This is a genomic window from Aggregatilinea sp. (genome assembly GCF_036822615.1).
Classification (GTDB): domain Bacteria; phylum Chloroflexota; class Anaerolineae; order Aggregatilineales; family Aggregatilineaceae; genus Aggregatilinea.
On record NZ_DAISHJ010000056.1, the window covers coordinates 13,408 to 31,648 of the forward strand.

Sequence of the window (18,241 nt, forward strand, 5' to 3'; positions counted from 1 at the left end):
TAAAGAGCAGCACATGCTGTTAACCGGTATTCACGCTCGAAACGCAAAAGGCGGCTCCTGATGGGGCCGCCTTCGTGATCTGGAACCGAAAGATCGCCGGGGGCTACTTGCCGTAGGGCGTCACGGTCGGGAAGAAGAACATGGTCGGCGTGGGGAACAGCGTCGGCGGGATGGGCGATGCGCCGAGCCACGTGCGCCAGCGGCTTTCGATCTCTTGTAGGCTCAGCCCGGTGACGGTCTGGAGCGCTTCGTTGCGCGAGATGCCCTGATCCAGCAGCTCGATCAGCTCGCGGTGGCCGTCCAGGCCGTAATTGTCCACAAACCAGCGCCAGAACGTGTAACCGATGTCGTAGCCACGCCGCGCGTTGTTGCCGCTGACGCCGGGGCCGGTTCCATCGAGCAGGGCCGGAAGGTTTCCGGCGGCGGCCATTTCGCGCACGGAGGCTTCGTAGTCGTACTGCTGGTGAAGCTCGAAGAACGTCGCGTTGCCCTCGATGAACCACGAGCCGGGCGTCATGATCGTGAACTGGCCCTGGTAGAGATGGCCGATTTCGTGCGGCACGGTCCCGTAGGCCAGATCTTCCATGTCGCCGCCATAAATGATCTGGACCGTCGCGCCCCAGTGCTCGTCGGTCGTGCCGATCACACGCGGATTTTGCAGGCCCTTGCGCCATTCCAGCCACGCGTCCTGATCGCCAAAGAGGATCGCGCGCGGCTTGTAGGGCAGCAGGTCGCCCCACGCCTGACGGTACGTTTCGCGCTGCTCGGCCATCGCGTCAACGGTCAGCGGGCCGACTTCGGCGGACAGGCCCTCGGTGAACACGATCACGTCTTCGCTCTCGACGCGCAGCCATTCGCGCGTGGTGTCTTCATATTCGACGTATTCCGGCTCCGACTCGAAGGCATTGCCGTCTTCGTCGGTGATCTGCCACGTGTAGGTGATGCCCACCCACGGCGGCACGGCGTCCCCACCCTGTACGACCCAATCCGCGACCAGCTTGCCGGTTTCGGGATCGAGTTCGGCGGACTGCGAGCGCTGGGAGTTCGTGCCGACGGCGTGCGTCCAGACGACGCGCCCGCGCGCGATGGGCGCGGCACTGCTGGTGAGGTCGATCGTGAAGGTGAAGCCGGTCGGGTAGTTGCTCTGGAACGTCATCTCGTTGACGGTCCAGGTTACGTCGGAAGCGGCTTCGGTGGCGGCTTCAGGGGCGGCGGCGGTGACTTCCGGCTCGGCAGTGCTGGCGGGATCATCCCCCTGTGCCAGCGCTTGCATGGCCGCGGCGCCCACCAGGACGGCGATCAGGGCCATCGCCAACAAAACGGTCAGGGTGCGGGAAAACGGAAACGCTCGTTTCATCGATCGTTTACTCCAGACTAGGCGCGCAGGTCACTCCGGCCCACACACGCGATCTCGTGTAAAACATTATACGCGAAGCGCCGCCGACCAGGCCTCTTGAAGCGCGGCGAGATCGGCAAAGACGCCAGTGGCCTGAATGGGGCTCGATTTGGCTTCTTCCGCCGTGGTGATGCCGGTCAGCACGAGCGCGGTCGGCAGTCCGGCGCGCTGGCCGCCCAGAATATCCGTGTCCAGCCGGTCGCCAAGCCCCAGCGTTTGCTCCGGCTGCGTGCCAAGCGCCTCGCGCGCGATATCGAACATGGCCGCTTCAGGCTTGCCGATCAGGATCGGGGCGCGGTCGGTGGCCGCCTGGATCGCCGCCAGCAGGCTGCCGTTGCCCGGCACGAGACCTTCCGGCAGGGGGAAGGTGCGGTCGCCGTTGGTGCCGATGAAGTCCGCCCCGGCGCGAATGCACAGCGTGGCGCGCTTCAGCTTTTCGTACGTGACGTCCAGGTCCAGCCCGACGACGACGATCTGCGCGTGGGCCGGATCTTCCGGGTAGCCGCGCTCGGCCAGGGCTTCGCGGATGCCCGCCTGCCCGACGACGTAGACCGGCGTGCCCGGCGCGTAGTGGCGCACGATGTATTCGGCGGTGGCGACGGCGGAGGTGATGATCTGCTCGCGCGCCGCCGGAACCCCCGCACGGGCGAGCTTGTCGACATAGGCCGTGACCGTGCTCATGCTGTTGTTGGTCGCCAGGGCATAGCCGATGTTGTGCTCGCGCAGGAACGCGAAAAACTCCGGCACGTGGGGCAGCGGCTCGCTGCCGCGCCACAACACACCGTCAAGATCGGAAATGACGCCTCGTAGTGCGGAAAAATCGATGGACATACGCGGACCTTTGCGTGTCTAGAGCTGTGTGCAGCGTGGATACCACTGCCGATTATAGCATCTTCCTCGCGCGTCCCGGGAGAGGGCCGGATACGGCAAGAGGCCGGGCATGCCCGGCCTCCATGACACCAACCTGCGCGCAGGGCGCGGGGCTTAGTTGCTGGGCGGCAGCAGCACGCCGTCAATCACGTGAATCACGCCGTTCGAGGCCATGATGTTCGCGAGGATCACGGTCGCCTGGCCGTCGTTCAGGACCACATTACTGCTGGCATCTACGGCGATCGCCGCGCCGTTCAGGGTGGGGATGCTGTTCATGCCCGCCACGTCCGCCGCCGTCAGTGCGCCATCCGCGACATGGTAGAGCAGGATGCTGGTGAGCGTATCCGTATCGGCCAGCAGCTCGTCGGCGGTCAGGCCGAGGGCGTCCAGCGCGGCGGCAAACGCGTCATCGGTGGGGGCGAAGACGGTGAAGGGGCCATCCCCGGCCAGCGTATCCGCCAGCCCGGCAGCCTGTACAGCGGCGACCAGGGTCGTAAAGCGCCCATCCGCCACGGCGATGTCCACGATGCTGCCCATCGACGCGTCTTCGGACATCTCATCGCCGCTCATATCGTCCGCCGGGTAACCGGTGGTGTTGTCGGCCAGCAGGGAGGCTTCGATTGCTTCCACGGTCACGCCGGGGTTATCGAGCGTGCCGGTTGCCGCCACGAAGTAGTACGTGTGAGGCATCAGCTCCGTGCCGGAGAGATCGAGCACTACCGGCTCGGTCGCGCCGCTGGGGACGACCTGCAAATCATACGTGCCTGCCGGAACTTCAAGCGTCGCGGCGTCATCGCCAAACGCCAGCGCCGTCACGACCGGTTCGCCGCCCGCGAGCACGTCCACGGCGGGCGCATCCTCGATGGCGTGCAGGATCGTCACGCGGGCGCTGTCAGCCGCGATGGGGCTGTAGTCTTCCTGAACGACCTGGGCCGTGAGCGTACCGGCTTCCAGCGATCCGACGGCGGCGATGGTGTTCCACGTCCCGGCCTGGAGATCGTAGTTCAGCGGGCCGATGGCGGCGTCGGCGTAGGACGTGCCAGTCGGAGCGACGGCGAGTTCATACGTCCCAGCCGGAAGCTCGACCCAACCGCTGACGTCACCGAAGTTCAGCGCCTGGATATCGCTCAGCGCGCCGTTCACGTAAATCTCAACAGCGGGCGTATCCGGGGAGAAGTGCGCCACACGGATATAGCCCAGCCCGGCATCGGCGCTTTCCGTCGCGGCGGGCGGCAGCAGCACGCCGTCGATCACGTGGATCACGCCGTTCGAGGCCATGATATCCGTGGCAACGACGTTCACGGAGTCGTTCAGCACGACGGTTCCGTCCTGGACCGCGATCGAGATGTCGCTGCCCTGGGCTGTGGTGGCCGAATCGAGCGTCACGACCTGATCTGCCGTGACCGCACCGGGCACGACATGGTAGAGCAGGATCTGGGTGAGGGTGTCAGTATCCGCGAGCAGTTCGTCGGCGGTGAGGCCCAGCGCGTCTAGCGCCGCGGCGAACGCATCATTGGTGGGGGCGAAAACGGTGAACGGCCCCTCGCCTTGCAGCGTTTCAACCAGATCCGCCGCCTGAAGCGCTGCGACCAGGGTGCTGAACTGGGGATCGCTGCTGGCAATGGCCACGATATCCTGATCGCCCTGGGCGCGTGCAGGCCCCGCAGGCAGGATCAAGGCGGCAGCAAGTGCCAACACGATCAGAAAGATGGGGTACTTACGCATGTTGAGTTCTCCCTTCACATAACGATAAAGTCCGCTTACGACGGCCAGCGGGTCGCGCCAGCCATCGATAAACAGCGTAAAGAATTTCTATGAAACAGATTGGAAATATTCGTGAGAAGGGGATGAAGGGCCAAAAATGCTGTGGTTTGGCGCGGCTGAAGGCCCGCGACTTTTCTCCTGGCGCGGCGGGAAATGGACGCGGATCCGTGCGGCGGCGTAAGGTAGGGAGCGGGTATGTGTGTAGGAGCGTTACCTGCAGGAGTTAAGCAATGTTTAAGCCTGTATTAAAGAGATTCACATAAATCCGGTTGATCGGTGAGCGAACTGTGAGAAAGGAAAGAAGTAGAGTGGGGGAGGAAAGTGCGGCGCAAAAGGGGCGGCGCGCGGGGGATTGCACCGCTCGTTGAGAGAGAAAAACGGGGTAGAAGAGGCACGTTTACACCAAACCCGGCGATCACCGCGACCTCACCCCCAGCCCTTATCCAGTCTGGGCTGGAGAGGGAAGACAAACACGCTTGATCCGCAGCGGCGGAGGCGTACGCTGGCTAGTGGGGAAAAACGGGTAGAGCAAGCTCTACCCCTACGACCCTCGACCCGATTGCGCCCGCTAACCCAGGGACACGTCGAGCATCATCATCACGGCAAAGCCGATCATCGCGCCCATCGTGGCGATGTCTTTGTTGCCGTTCGACTGCGATTCGGGCACGACTTCTTCCACCACGACGAAGATCATCGCGCCCGCCGCAAACGCCAGCGCATACGGCAGAATCGGGCGCGCGACGATCACCGCCGCCGCGCCGATCAGCCCGGCGACCGGCTCCACCAACGCCGACAGCTGGCCGTACCAAAAGCTGCGCGTCCGCGACAGCCCTTCGCCGCGCAGGGGCATCGACACGGCCAGCCCTTCGGGGAAGTTCTGGATGCCCACGCCCAGCGCCAGTGCGATCGCGCCCGCCACCGTGGACGACGACAACCCTTCCGCCGCCGCGCCAAACGCCACGCCGACCGCCAGCCCTTCGGGGATGTTGTGCAGCGTGATCGCTAGCACCAGCAGCACCGATCGCCGCCAGGTGGTGTGCAGCCCTTCCGCGCCGCCTTCGGGCGCGTCGAGGTGCATGTGCGGCAGCACGAGGTCCAGGCCACGCAGCATGACGCCGCCCGCCAGGAAGCCGATCAGCGGCGGAAGCCACACCGGCAGCGAGGAAACTTCCCCAGCCATCTCGATGGCGGGGGCCAGCAGCGACCAGAAGCTGGCCGCCATCATCACGCCCGCCGCGAAGCCAAGCATGGAATCGAGCAGCTTGCGGCTGACGGTACGGGTCAAAAAGACGGTCGCCGCGCCCAGGGCGGTCATGCCCCAGGTGAAGCCCGTCGCAAATAGAGCCTGCAATACGGGATGCAGGTCGTTGAATCCTATGGCGTCCACCGTGTGGTGCTCCTCGTGCGTGGAAAAACGGCTCAGGTGTTCCGTAAATTGTAGGCGGATCGGGCTGGGACTTACCATTGTGGAGTTGGCGTAAAGGCGGACCTTACCCCTGCTCGCTGGCGCTCGCTTCCCCTCGCTTCCCCTCACTATCAAGTCGGCGAGGGGCAAAAGCTGTGTGCTGAAGGGGCGGGACGTTAAGCGAAAAAATGGGTAGGGCAAGCCGAAACACGGGTTTTGGGGCACCATGTGGGTATCGACGGCAGGGGCGGGTCACAGACCCGCCCCTACAGGATCGTGGTTTGGGTAGGGGCAATTCATGAATTGCCCCTACGCGGTCGTGTTAAATCGAGGGCCGGGGGATGGGGGGCGTTCTACGCCTCCGCGATGCCACCCTCGGTCATGGCGCGCGGGTTGAGCGCCTCGCGCGCTTCGTCTTCGGTCATGTAGCCCAGCTCGACCACCACGTCGAGGATCGAGCGGTTGGAGGCCATCGCCTTCTTGGCGACTTCCGCGCCCTTCAGGTAGCCGATGATCGGGTTGAGCGCGGTGACGAGGATCGCGTTCTTCGCCAGCCAGCCCTCGGCCTTTTCGCGGTTGGCGGCAATGCCGACCACCATCTTGGCCGTGTAGGCGTTCACCGCGCCGATGGTGACGTGCATCATCTCGAACAGGTTATGCGCGATGATGGGCATCATCACGTTCAGTTCCATCTGCCCGGCCTGCCCCGCCATGAGCACGGTCAGGTCGTTGCCCATAACGTGATACATGGTCATGTTCATCATTTCGGCCAGCACGGGGTTGACCTTGCCCGGCATGATGCTCGATCCCGGCTGCACGGCGGGCAGGCGGATCTCGTCCAGACCGGTCGAGGGGCCGCTGCTCAGCAGGCGGATGTCGTTGGAGATGCGCGCGAGATCCTGCGCCAGCGTGCGGATCGCGCCGGAGAAGAACACCGCATCGCCCATCGACTGCATCGACTCGAACAGGTTGTCGCTTTCATAGAGCGTCAGCCCGGTCAGGTCGGAGAGCGTGCGCACCATGCGGGCGTGATATTCGGGATGGGCGTTGAGGCCCGTGCCGGTCGCCGTGCCGCCGATGCCCAACCGCCGCAGCCCTTCCGCCGCGCTCTCGATCTTGTCCGCGTCGCGCTCGATGGCTTTGGCGTAGGCGCCGAACTCCTGCCCCAGCCGCACCGGGACCGCGTCTTGCAGGTGCGTGCGGCCACTCTTGACCACGTCATCAAACTCGACCGCTTTCTGCTCGAACGCCTGCTGCAAGCCGCGCAGCGCGTCAAGCAGTTCGTCCAACCGCCACAGGCAGCCCAGCCGGATCGCGGTGGGGATCGTGTCGTTGGTGGACTGCGCCATGTTGACGTGATCGTTGGGGCTGACCGGCTTGGCCGGATCGGTGATCTGGAACCCGAGCATCTGATTGGCGCGGTTGGCGATCACCTCGTTGACGTTCATGTTGTGGCTGGTGCCTGCCCCGGCCTGGAACGGATCGACCACAAAGTGATCGTTCCACTTGCCCGCGATCACCTCGTCGGCGGCATCCATGACCGCCTGCGCGATCTGCTGCCCGGTGACGATGTGATCCCCGATCTGGCGATCCTTGAACTGGCCCAGATCTAGGTTGACCTGGGCGGCGGCGCGTTTGATGGTCGCCTGCGCCCAGACGAACGCCGGGTAGGGGTGCATGCCGCTGATGGGGAAATTCTGCACGGCCCGTTGGGTCTGCGCGCCCCACAGGGCGTGCGCGGGAACCTGGACCTCGCCTAAGGAATCTTTTTCGATGCGGAACTCTTGCGTGTCGGCCATGATGGTACGGTGTAACCTGCCTTTCGGTGATTCAAGCGCCGGTCGCGCGGCGTAACAGGGAAAAATGAAAAGTACGAGTGTTTCGCCGTCCTAAATAACTTTATCGTGCGCCGCGTGCAGGATTTTACCCCGTTATACGGCGACCGCGCGTGCTTCTTTGATCGCCTCCAAAATCACCGGGATCGACGCTTCCCAGCGCGCGGGAAGCTGCTCGCTGATCTCGAAGGCCAGCAAACGGCCATCCGGCGCGGCCTGCTCGATGCGCTCCAGAATGACGCGCCTCAGGTCGGCGGCGGGCAGGTCGTAGCAGCCCAGGTTGATGTTCGACCAGAACAGCTTATCGGGCCACGCGGCGCGCGCCTCGGCCAGCGTTTGATCGCCTTCGGGCGGCGGCGTCAGCGACTCGATCAGATCGACGGGCGCGTGGGCGATCACGTGGCGGCACGCGGCGGTTTTGCCGTCGTAGTGACAGCCGACGATCTTACCCGCGTCGTGCAGCAGGCCGAAGGTTTGCTCGTAGACGGGCAGCAGAAATTCCTGGTAGCGGCGTGGGCCTAACGTCTCGGCGGTGAAGTTCTCCACGAGGTTGATGTAGCGTCCCGGTCCACCCGCGACGATCTCGACGTGGCGGCGGAAGACGGCCAGCAGCGCGTCGTAGAGCGTGCGCACTTCGTCTTCGTACTCGAACAGATGCCACGCAAAGTTTTCCAGGCCGGTGTAGTCCACCAGGATGGTTTGCAGCGGCGTGCGCCCCATGCGCGGCACGGCAACCGCATAGTCAGGCAGGGCGGCCTCCTGCGCCAGATAGGACTCGTACGCCGGGGTGATCTGGGTGTGTTCCACGATGAACGTCATGACACGGTAATCTTCCGGCGATTCCAGGAAAAACTTGCGCTGCCAGCCATCGATCCAGGTGCCGTAAATTTCGCCGACGGGCGTGCTCCACGTCTGCCGCCGCATTTCGCGGCCCTCCGTGACGAGCGTGTCGTCGCGCATGTCCACGTCCCGGTACGCGATCTCCCAGGTGGGGATGAAGCACGTCGCGCCGAGGCCATCACGGAACATTTGCTGAAGGGCCGGTTGATCGAGCGGTTGTGGAAGTTTGTGGTAATAACAGGTGTAGGGGATCTGGTCTGGCCGGTCTCCGGCCCAAAACGCGTCGAGCTGCTGGCGGATGTCCATAAGTGTTTTTATCCTTATGTCCGGCGCTGCCGGGGTGCACCCAAAAGAAACCTATTCTTAGTTCCAATTATAACAGCATGTCATTCAGGCACGGTGCACTTGCTCCCGGCGCGGGCGCATGGGCATAATCTAGAATGTGGTATGCACTGACCCCCATCCCCTGGCCCCTTCCCCCACGCAACCCTGTTGCGCGGGGACTCCGGGGGAAAAACGGGAGCAAGCCCCGCCCCTACGGATCGTGGGGCAGTGGGCGACGTGAGAACCCGGTTCACGCAGTCAAAACGTGCATAACAGCCTTTAGAGCGTGAGCGCAGCTTGACATCTTGCGCGTTTGGGCGTAGATCAATCCCCGTAAACCAACGTACCCATGAGGATTCCCTGATGCGGCGCACCCTCTCTTTGTTCGGATTGACTGCGGTTTTGCTGGCGGTGGTGCTGGCGCATCCGGCCTCTACGCCTGCGACGGCCCAAAGCGATGCGTTGGGCGCGCATAACGTGTATGCGCTGGGCGTGTTCAGCTATCCCGATCACGTGCGCGCCATCATCGACGTGCTCGTGCCGCGCACGGAGGTGATCGTCGAGGCGCGCAGCAGCGATACGCTGTGGGTGCTGGTGCACGATCTCAACCGCACGGTGCGCGGGTGGGTGGAAGCGGACTTTCTGGAATATGAGGATCGCAAGGCCGTGCTGAATCTGCCGGTCAGCGCGGAGGTGATGTTCATCGCGTCTGAGTCACCGCGCACGGGCGATTACACGGCGATCGACCTGGAAGCGTACCCGGTCATCCCCGACCGGCTCGGCGGCGCGCTGAAGATCGCGCAGAGCGGCGTGGTGCTGGGCAGCGATCCGCACGTGATCTCGAAGGTGGGCGACTGCATTTCGGACAACAAAAACTTCCTCAGCCCGTTCGGGTGGGGCGACTATTCGTTGGGCAACTACGGCAGCTTGCAGCCGGTGATCGACCAGTTCGCGTCCTCGCTGGCGTTCGACAGCCAATCCGCCTACGACGGGCTGGTGACGAACGCCGCGCTCGATCCGCTGTTTTCCAATCCGCTGGCGTGCCAGCCGGGCGAGTCGCCGCTGCGCTGCGAATACCGCGTGCATAACCCGGCGGTGGCGGTGATCATGTTCGGCGCGCAGGATCTGCTGTTCACGCCGCCGGACCAGTTCGACCGCAACCTGCGCCAGATCGTGCACGAGACGATTCAGGCGGGCGTGATCCCGCTGCTGAGCACGTTTCCCGGCAACCTCAACCGCTGGGATGACGCGGTGAGGTACAACCAGATCATCGTCCAGATCGCGCTCGACTACGACATCCCCCTGATGAACCTGTGGCTGGCGCTGGAAGCGCTGCCGCATCACGGCCTGGACGACGACGGGCGGCACCTCAGCGTGCCGATCAGCACGCCGGGCGACCTGCGCGGCGAGAATCTCCAGCGCGGCTACCCGCAGCGCAACCTCGTTACGCTGCAAGCGCTGGACGCGGTGTGGCGCGGCGCGCTCGAACCGTCGATGGGATTTTTGTACCCGGATGTTTACACCTTTCCTGCAATTGGGTAAAGTGGAAGTGGGGGCACGTTCAACTTACACAACGACTATCTCGGCCCGGATCATGGGGGAGCCGGATTGTTAGCCTGTTTCATCATTAAAGCGTTTCCGGGGTACGTAAGAGGAGAAATGTTCATGGTCCGCAAGATCTCGTTAATGGCTCTGGCCGTCGTCCTGGCCGTGGCTGCGATGGTCGGTTCCGGGAGCACCCCGGCATCCGCGCAGGGTCCCGACGCCTGGACCTCGTACAAGCTGAACATGCGCACCGGGCCGGGAGGCTCGTATGCGGTCGTCACGACGCTGCCCGGCAGGACCGGGTTGGTGCTCGAAGCGCGTAACGAGGATACCTCGTGGGTGCTGGGACACACCGAAGACGGCGCTTACCGTGGGTGGGTCGCCTCGCTTTATCTTGAGTTCCGTGACGGCTTTTATGCGCCGAACGCGCTGCCCGAAAGCACCGAAGAAGTGCCGGGCGGCCAGATTCCGGGGGCCATTCCAGAAGCCGCCGCTTCTGAAGAAGAAGCCGCTCCGGTAGAAGCACCGTCTGCCGGTGGTGTGGCGGGCGGCACGGCTACCGCGCTCGATACTGTGAACGTGCGCGGCGGCCCCGGCACCAGCTACGACATTCTGGGGCAGACGACGCCCAACTCGAACTGGCTGCTCGAAGCCCGCAGCGCGAATTCCGCGTGGGTACTGGCGTCCGCCGAGAGTGGCACGCTGCGCGGCTGGCTCTATGCCTCGCTGCTGCGCCTCAACGGTGTGAGCGTGTCGAGCCTGCCCGTCAGCACCGACATCGTGACGGCGGCGGGGTCGGGCGCGATCCCCGGCCAGATCCCCGGCCAGGTGGACCCGGACGATCCGTATGCGAACGTGCCGCAGTCGGCCATCAACTACAACGACGTGTTCATGGGCGGCTATGACGGCGCGCGTCTGGCAAACATCAACCTCGCCAGCTATCCGGCGGCGGGGCAGGCGACCAGCCGCAGCTACGCGATCTTCCAGCAGGGCAAGGCGATGGGCCGCGACCCGCACGCCGTGGCGAAGGTCGGTGACTGCTCGTCGGAGCACTGGTACTTCCTGACGCCGTTCGCGCAGGGCGGGTATAACCTGGGCGGCTACGGCAACCTTCAGGGCGTGGTCAACTGGTTCGGCAGCTCGCTGGGCATCAACAGCGAGGCGACGCACAACGGCTTCAACGTGAACGCCGTGCTCGCGCCCGAATGGTCCAACCCGGCGCAGTGCCAGGCGGGCGAATCGCCGCTGCAGTGCGAATTCCGCCGCACCAACCCGAGCGTGGTGATCGTCATGTTCGGCACGAGCGACCTGCTGGTCATGACGCCCTACGAATTCGACTTTTACCTGCGCAACATCATCAACGAGTCGATCGAAGCGGGCGTGATCCCGGTGCTGAGCACCTTCCCGGGCAATCAGGCCTTCTGGAACAAGACCCTGATTTACAATCAGGTGGTGGTCCGCGCCGCGCTGGATTACGACATCCCGCTGATCAACCTGTTCCAGGCGCTGGAAGCGATCCCCAACCACGGGCTGGAGCCAGATGGGTTCCACCTCGGCAACCCGATCGGGTCGCCCGGCTCGCTGGACGCGGGCAACCTGCAGTCCGGTTACCCGATGCGCAATCTGGTGACGCTGCAGACGCTCGACAACCTGATGACGAGCGTGCTGTCGAGGTAACGCGCTCGCCGTACGACGAATCGCATAGTGGGGGCAGCCGAACGCGCGCTGCCCCCTTGTTATTTGAAGCAGCGGTCAGTGATCAGCAAGGGCAACCTCACCCCCGGCTCCAGAAAAGCAGGGAATCGGGACTGGGGATCGGGGAAAAGCAAGGGTAAACCTCACCCCCGGCCCCTCTCCAATCAAGTTGGAGAGGGGAGACAGGCAAAAGCCATAGGGGTGGGGCTGGCTTCCGCACGATGGGGCGTATCGCAACGCCCCTGTCGATCGCTGACCGCTTGTTAAAAAGGATCGTGTTATGCGGCGACGTGCCCGCCTGATGTTTCCCCTGATTTTGCTCGTGCTGCTGGCGGCGGTGGGTGCACCGCTGCGCGCGCAGGGACTGGTCAACGCCTGGACGACGACCGGGCTGAATCTGCGCACCGGCCCCGGCGAAGACTATGAGATCGTCGTGTCGCTGCCCGCGCAAACCGGGCTGGTGGTCGAGGCGCGCGGCGAAACAAGCGCCGACTGGGTGCTGGGACATACGGTCGATGGGCGGTGGCGCGGCTGGGTGATGGCGTCGCTGCTGTTCTTTGACCTCGGCGTAGAGGTGGACGCGCTGCCGACCAGCCGCGAGATCCCCGCCGGGCCGGTGGAGGAGCAGCCGGTTTACGAGGTGCTCGATCTGGTGGGCGGGGCGGATTTTCTGGTCGCGCGCGCCTCGAAGGTCGATCTGATGGACGTGCCCATCGTGCCGGACTGGACCGGCGACGCGGCGCGGATCTACGCGCTGGGGCAGACGATGGACCGCGATCCGCACGTGGTATCGAAGGTGGGCGACTGTAATTCGGTGGGTGGCTTCTTCCTGCACCCGTTCGGCAAAGACGCCTACGATCTCGGCCCCTATTCCGAGCTTCAGGCGACGATCGATCAGTTCGACGCGTCGATGGACTTGCAGAGCTACGCGGCGTATACCGGCCTGAATGCTCAGGCCGTGCTCGAGGCGACCTGGGCCAACCCGAACATGTGCGAGCCGGGCGAATCGGCGCTGGCGTGCGAATACCGCGTGCACAATCCCGCCTTCGCCGTGATCATGTTCGGCACGAACGACATGATCTCGCTGACGCCGCAGCAGTTCGACCACGCGCTGCGGCGCGTCGTGCTCGACACGAAAGACGCCGGGATCGTGCCGGTCCTGAGCACGTTCCCCACGCATCTCGCCATCCCGGAGCAGTCGGTGCTGTACAACCAGATCGTCGTGCTCATCGCGCGCGACATGAACATCCCCCTGATCAATCTGTGGCGCGCGCTGGAACCGCTCGACGATCGCGGCATCGGCGGGGACGGCTATCACCTCAACGGGCCGCTGACCGGCGCGGGCGATTTTTCGTCTGAGGCGAACCTGGAACGCGGCCAACCGCTGCGCAACCTCGTCACGCTGCAAGCGCTCGACGTGGTGTGGCGTGCCGCGACGGCGGGTTAGAGCCTGCTTGAACTTGCAGCCCTCCATCCTCTGGGCCCAGAAGGGCAGGGATCAGGGGAAAAGCAAGGGCAACGGCAGACCTCACCCCCGGCCCCTCTCCAACTTGATTGGAGAGGGGAGGTAAGCCGTCTCAATGGGCTTTGTAGGGGCGGGTTTCTCCGTTAAAAGTTAACGCGCATCAACCTCCCTGGGGCATACGCTCTCAGGCGGATCGCTCCCCATCCCGGCGCGCGGTGCTATACTTTCATCGCAAAAACGTGAGTGGGGATGCTCCATGTCCGACTTCATCACGCTGACCTGCCCCAACTGCGGCGGGCGGCTTGAAATCACCCATGATGTAGACCGGTTCGCGTGCGCGTACTGCGGCGCGGAACACCTCGTGCGACGCGGCGGCGGCATCGTCACGCTGGCGCCGGTGCTGGCCGGGTTGCGCGACGTGCAGGCGGGTGTGAATCGCGCCGCGTCGGAGCTGGCGATCCGGCGGCTCGAAACGGAAATCGACCGCCTCTCGGAGCAGTACCGCGCGCTGGCGGCGCAGCATGCGGCCCTCGCGCAGCGGCCCTCGCGGCGATCGTGGTGGACGATGGGGAAACGAACCGCGTGGTATGCGATTGCGGCCTGGATCGGGACATTCGCTGCCGGGGCGCTGCTGTGGGGAGATCGCGGCGCGGCGCTGGGGTTCGGGCTGGCCCCCGTGGTGGCGATCTTCGTGATCGTCGGGCGGTTGGGGCGGCACTGGCACGTTCGCCAGCAGGAATCGGTACGAAACGCGGCCAGCCGCGCGCAGGTCGAGTCGTCGCTGGCATCGCTCAGCGCGCAGATTCAAGATCGCCAGCACCAGCTCAGCATGCACCGGCAGATCGTGTCCGGCTAGAGCGTGTTGACCAGGGGCCAGGGAATGGGGAAAGACAAAGGCAAGGGCAGACCTCACCCCCGGCCCCTCTCCAATCAAGTTGGCGAGGGGAGACAAGCCGTTTCAACGGGGTGGGTGTCTAACCCATAGGCATAAGTTAAAGGCTTTGTAGAAGGGGGCGGCACACGGGCGGGGGATCGATGCCCAAACTTTTGGGGGCCCGCAAGCGCGGCAGGCGATGCTATCCTGAAATCATCAGGAAGACATAGACAGAGGGTCCCCGATGAATCACCAGCCTATGATCCACATGACCGGCACGCAGGTTTATATCAGCGGATGGCGCTATTGGCTCGGCTGTTTGAAGCCGCTGGTCCTGTTCGTGATGATGATTGTGGTGGTGAAAGTGGCGATCTTCGTGCTGTAGTGAGGGGGAAGTATCCCGGCCCTACGCTAAGGCGTTTCGCGCAGGGCCATTTCCATGAGCCGGATCGAGAACCGGATCCGCTCGGCAATTTCGGGAAACAGGGCCTGGTTCAGCAGGTCGCATGCGGTTTCGTACTGCGCCCAGGTCGGGCGATGTTTGGTCAACCAGCGGAACGTGCCGTTCGAGACGCGCATCCAGCATTCGGCTTCCAGACGGCGCACGCCCTCGGGGGAGTGGTAGATCTGGCTCGTCAGGTGCAGCGCAAAGCGGTCATGCTCGCGGAAGCCGCACACATAAAAACGGCCATCGGGTGAAAGCCACCCATTTGCCCCCATCGGTGAGCCTACTAAATCCATTGAGGGCGGCGCGTTATCGATCATGGCACCGTCCGGGGGGTATGTGAGCGATTCTGCCATCTTTTTTACTCCGGTGTGAGCGCATTTTTACTATAGGTTGAGTCACCCAGGCGCGCATCAGACTATTGGCTGAGATCGATATAGGACAACTGGCTATAAAGCGCATACTTACGATCCATTAATGCCACGTTCGTGCAGGCGGTGTTGCAGCTGTTCAAAACTGATTCCGTAACGGGATGCGATTTCGCGCGCGTAGCTCTTACCGAGAGGAGGACCCGGCACGATCTTATAGGTTTGCCGGACGCCGTTCCCTGTCTCGGACGATTCCAGCACGCGCGCCACGAGGCTGGCAGCCGCGCTGTCGCCGGGCGTGGACTCGTTCAGGTCGTCCAGATCCGCGGCCAACTCGTGCAGGTGCGTTGCGTAGATCGCTCGCGCGCCGAGCAGCCGCAGCGCCCGCACAAGATCGTGTGCCAGGTAAAGCCCCTCGCCGGGACTGGTCGTTGCCAGCGACTCGTTGAGGAGTATTAAGCTATATCGGGTCGCGCGCTCGAATATTACACTGAGGCGCTGCGCCTCCTCGCCCAACCGCCCTGCCTCTGTCTGCGGATCTTCCTCGACGGGAAAGTGCGTGTAAATCGCGTCTACGGGACTGATCCGGGCGCGGCTGCCCGGCACATACAGCCCGGCCTGCGCCAGCACGTGGATCAAGCCGACCGCCTGCGTATAGGTCGTTTTGCCGCCCCGGTTCGGCCCGGTCAGGATCAGGATGCGGCCTGTTTCCCCAAACCAGACATCGTTCAGGACCATCGCGTCGCCGATCGGGCGCGCGGCGTCCGTGCCCATCAGCCGCAGCGCGAGATAGACGTTGTAGGCGTCCTCCACCTCACAGATCCGGTCCTCCGGCGGGGCCAGATCCGGTTTGCACACCGGCAGGCCGCTGCGCCGCAACCGTTCGATCAGCCGCGCCGCGCCCAGGTAAAATGCCAGATCGGTCCGCAGGCGATCCAGAAAGCGCACATTGATGCGCTGGTAGCGCTCCAACGCCGCCGCGACGGGTTTCGTCACCTGCTTGAGCACGTCGGCCAGATCGCGGAACAGCGGGTGCAGCATCGGGTTATCCAGGCCCATGCTGGACGTGACCGCCGTGGGGCGCGGCATGGCGTGTAACTGGGCGATGCCTTCCCATTCGTCTTGCGGTCCGCTCCGGCCCAGCAGCGCCCCGATCAGCGAGAACGACGCGCCGTGAAAGCGCTGTTTGTTCACCGCCAGCAGCGTCGCTTCGACCGGGCGCAGGGAGTCGTCCAGGTTGACGCCGATCGTCACGCTGACCGCGCCGCGCACCTGCGCCGCCAGATCGGGCAGGGTGCGCGCCAGTTGATCGAACTGCGGATCGTCGTGTATCTGCTTGATGACGTCGCGCAGCCGCCGCAGGCCCGCCGAGCGCATCGCAGCGCCCGCAGATTCGCAGGTCGCGTACAGAATCTGCACACACTCGACGTACAGTTCCAACTGCCCGATGCGCCAGATGACTTCATGCAGCGGTGTTTGATCACGGGAAGGGAAGTACACGTAGCGGTCGAGCGCGTTCGCTTTGGGTAAAAACGCCTCGAAGCGTGCGACCAGCGCGGGCGCGTCTAGCAGGTCTTCGAGCACGTCCTGCCGGAAGCGTATCACGTCGAGATCGGTGGTGAGCGTCGCCAGGAGTTCCTGAAGATCCGCCGCGCGCACGTATCCGGCGCACAGGGCATCCAGCACCGGCCCCAGGCTCAGATCGCGCTGCGTGCTGGCACTGAGGCCCGTGCCGCGTGTGGGCGTCTCAATGCCCGGCGGCCACAGCAGGCTGAGTTCCGGGCTGCCCGGCGTGTTCATCGGGTTAATCGGATTCATACGATTGATACAACCGATTGTACCAACGATGCCTTTGATTATTGCACTATCTTGGCGCGAATGCCCCGGTTTCACGGAAAATTCATGCTCTCGCCCTTAATGCCTGTTCGATAGGAGTTCCCCTGGCGGCTTCCCTGAAACTGGTAAATTGCTGCGCCTGAACGAGCGCGAGGCGACGCGCGAAATTTGAGGGGGATATATCCAAGAGGTGGGTAAGATCGATGAGTTCAGCAACCAAGAAGACGATTGATCATTTTTCATCTTTTTGTGGTCTCTAGATTGGATCTGAAGATGGATCAATTGGAGCAAACTCATCTAATTTTATCTGTACGCCATATGTCAGCATTAATCGGTATTTATTTAATGCTCTAAGCTCATCGAATATGTATCGTGCGTAGTACTCTATGACAGCGCTGCACTCTTCTAGGCTTCTTACATTGTAGGCACCAATTTCGATCAGATAACTAAAATTCTCAAAATCAAGATCGCGATCGTTTATAAAGGTGTGCGTTCCAATCTCAAGCCACCAGTTTTCGCCAGTAAAGCGATAGTAAATTTCCGGTGATTCGCCCACAGGAGCGAATTTTAGGTTGAGAATTCTTTCCAATTCCTGACCGAAATAATTGATAAGGTCATTGGATGCAACAAAAACCATAAGGTGAGTAGCCATCGAATATCACCATTGCTCACATAGATTCTTTGCTGCAAATATTTGCCGATCGTAGAGACCAATGTATAAAAGTCCGTAATATTGTAATTGTCCCCAACTGTTCGCACCCATTCGAGTGCCGGCTCTACCTTGTTAGACCCATATCTAAGAGGCCTTGTCTGCTACCCCTGGAGGGTGCAAGTTCATTTTTCCTCGGAGGCGCTGAGGCCTTCTTTTTCTCTTCTCGGAGAGCTTCCAGTTCTTCCAGAACATTGTCTAGATGGTTCTGCTTAATAGATACCATTGCAGGTGTTTCGCCCGCCATAAAAACGGAGAAGTGGTAGAACAGGTCGGCAAAATCTTCCCAATCGAGTTGGACGCTTTTGAGGACGGGTAATGAAATATCGACCTGCCACTTGTTATCTTCGTAGTACACTGACGCAAAATAGTCATCTCCGATATGAGCCTCCATTACCATGGAGTCCGAGCGCCAGTTACTTGCCGTTCCATACCATAACTTAGCAGATGCAGGTTTCTCGGTTTTCATTCTGCTCTCCAAGCTCACTCCGTATGCGGTATGTAGTGCTTGTGATTACTTTTGCCCAATTAGGAAATCAGTCGTGTTCAATTGAAGGTCATTCATCTTCAGCTGCGATGGCGCCTCTCCCTTTTTCTTCTCGTAACATTTCCAGTTCTTCCAACGCATTTTCTAGATTGTTTTCTGTATCTGCTAAAATTCCACCCGCCTCTTTAGATATGAAAATCGAGAACTCGCAGAAGAGGTCGGCAAAATCGTCCCAATCGAGTTCAACACCCTTTGAACTTAACGCTGAAATATCCACTCGCCATACCTTATCTTCGTAAAATACTGCGGCGAAGTACTCATCCCCTATACTGACCTGCCCCCAGACTCTATACCACTCATAAAGTGAGACTCCGGGCGGTGGT

Annotated in this window: 16 protein-coding genes; 5 read left to right on the forward strand and 11 right to left on the reverse strand. The window is 62.4% G+C overall.

Annotation, left to right across the window (positions count from 1 at the left end; translation table 11 throughout):
• Window positions 1-103: 103 nt before the first annotated feature.
• The 6 genes from V7116_RS15490 to V7116_RS15515 form a co-directional block, all read right to left on the reverse strand.
• A complete protein-coding gene (locus V7116_RS15490; RefSeq protein ID WP_324392853.1) occupies window positions 104-1,357 on the reverse strand; it encodes a peptidase MA family metallohydrolase in 1,254 nt (417 codons plus the stop codon).
• 66 nt (window positions 1,358-1,423) lie between these two features.
• The gene (locus V7116_RS15495) at window positions 1,424-2,227 is read right to left on the reverse strand and encodes an HAD-IIA family hydrolase (protein ID WP_324392854.1); all 804 of its coding nucleotides are present in this window, start codon (window positions 2,225-2,227) and stop codon (window positions 1,424-1,426) included.
• Window positions 2,228-2,380: 153 nt separating this feature from the next.
• Window positions 2,381-3,991, reverse strand: a complete 1,611-nt coding sequence (locus V7116_RS15500) for a fasciclin domain-containing protein (RefSeq protein WP_324392855.1) — start codon at window positions 3,989-3,991, stop codon at window positions 2,381-2,383.
• Between the two features lie 607 nt (window positions 3,992-4,598).
• Entirely contained in the window at window positions 4,599-5,417 is an 819-nt protein-coding gene (locus V7116_RS15505; RefSeq protein WP_324392856.1) for a ZIP family metal transporter, read from the reverse strand.
• A gap of 371 nt (window positions 5,418-5,788) precedes the next feature.
• Complete coding sequence (locus V7116_RS15510) at window positions 5,789-7,234, reverse strand: aspartate ammonia-lyase (protein ID WP_324392857.1); 1,446 nt, start codon at window positions 7,232-7,234, stop codon at window positions 5,789-5,791.
• Between the two features lie 132 nt (window positions 7,235-7,366).
• Window positions 7,367-8,416 (reverse strand): hypothetical protein, encoded by a 1,050-nt coding sequence (locus tag V7116_RS15515; RefSeq protein ID WP_324392858.1) that lies wholly within the window; start codon window positions 8,414-8,416, stop codon window positions 7,367-7,369.
• A gap of 381 nt (window positions 8,417-8,797) precedes the next feature.
• On the opposite strand from V7116_RS15515, the gene V7116_RS15520 reads away from it, so the two are divergent.
• The 5 genes from V7116_RS15520 (at window position 8,798) to V7116_RS15540 (ending at window position 14,398) form a co-directional block, all read left to right on the forward strand.
• Window positions 8,798-9,976: an SGNH/GDSL hydrolase family protein gene (locus V7116_RS15520; protein WP_324392859.1), complete on the forward strand. Its 1,179-nt coding sequence runs from the start codon at window positions 8,798-8,800 to the stop codon at window positions 9,974-9,976.
• A 123-nt stretch (window positions 9,977-10,099) separates the two neighbouring features.
• Complete coding sequence (locus V7116_RS15525; protein ID WP_324392860.1) at window positions 10,100-11,656, forward strand: hypothetical protein; 1,557 nt, start codon at window positions 10,100-10,102, stop codon at window positions 11,654-11,656.
• Window positions 11,657-11,954: 298 nt separating this feature from the next.
• Complete coding sequence (locus tag V7116_RS15530) at window positions 11,955-13,121, forward strand: GDSL-type esterase/lipase family protein (RefSeq protein WP_324392861.1); 1,167 nt, start codon at window positions 11,955-11,957, stop codon at window positions 13,119-13,121.
• Window positions 13,122-13,395: 274 nt separating this feature from the next.
• Window positions 13,396-13,995: a hypothetical protein gene (locus V7116_RS15535; protein WP_324392862.1), complete on the forward strand. Its 600-nt coding sequence runs from the start codon at window positions 13,396-13,398 to the stop codon at window positions 13,993-13,995.
• Window positions 13,996-14,257: 262 nt separating this feature from the next.
• Window positions 14,258-14,398, forward strand: a complete 141-nt coding sequence (locus V7116_RS15540; protein WP_324392863.1) for a hypothetical protein — start codon at window positions 14,258-14,260, stop codon at window positions 14,396-14,398.
• 26 nt (window positions 14,399-14,424) lie between these two features.
• Here the strand turns inward: V7116_RS15540 and V7116_RS15545 are convergent, their stop codons facing one another.
• From V7116_RS15545 to V7116_RS15565, 5 genes are all read right to left on the reverse strand, one after another.
• On the reverse strand, window positions 14,425-14,814 hold the full coding sequence (locus V7116_RS15545) for a hypothetical protein (RefSeq protein WP_324392864.1): 390 nt from the start codon (window positions 14,812-14,814) through the stop codon (window positions 14,425-14,427).
• Window positions 14,815-14,922: 108 nt separating this feature from the next.
• The gene (locus V7116_RS15550; protein ID WP_324392865.1) at window positions 14,923-16,644 is read right to left on the reverse strand and encodes a MutS-related protein; all 1,722 of its coding nucleotides are present in this window, start codon (window positions 16,642-16,644) and stop codon (window positions 14,923-14,925) included.
• A gap of 274 nt (window positions 16,645-16,918) precedes the next feature.
• Window positions 16,919-17,314 (reverse strand): hypothetical protein, encoded by a 396-nt coding sequence (locus V7116_RS15555; RefSeq protein WP_324392866.1) that lies wholly within the window; start codon window positions 17,312-17,314, stop codon window positions 16,919-16,921.
• A gap of 124 nt (window positions 17,315-17,438) precedes the next feature.
• Window positions 17,439-17,840: a hypothetical protein gene (locus V7116_RS15560; protein ID WP_324392867.1), complete on the reverse strand. Its 402-nt coding sequence runs from the start codon at window positions 17,838-17,840 to the stop codon at window positions 17,439-17,441.
• 88 nt (window positions 17,841-17,928) lie between these two features.
• Window positions 17,929-18,241, reverse strand: a 313-nt coding sequence (locus tag V7116_RS15565; RefSeq protein WP_324392868.1) for a hypothetical protein, incomplete at its 5' end; no start/stop codon positions are given.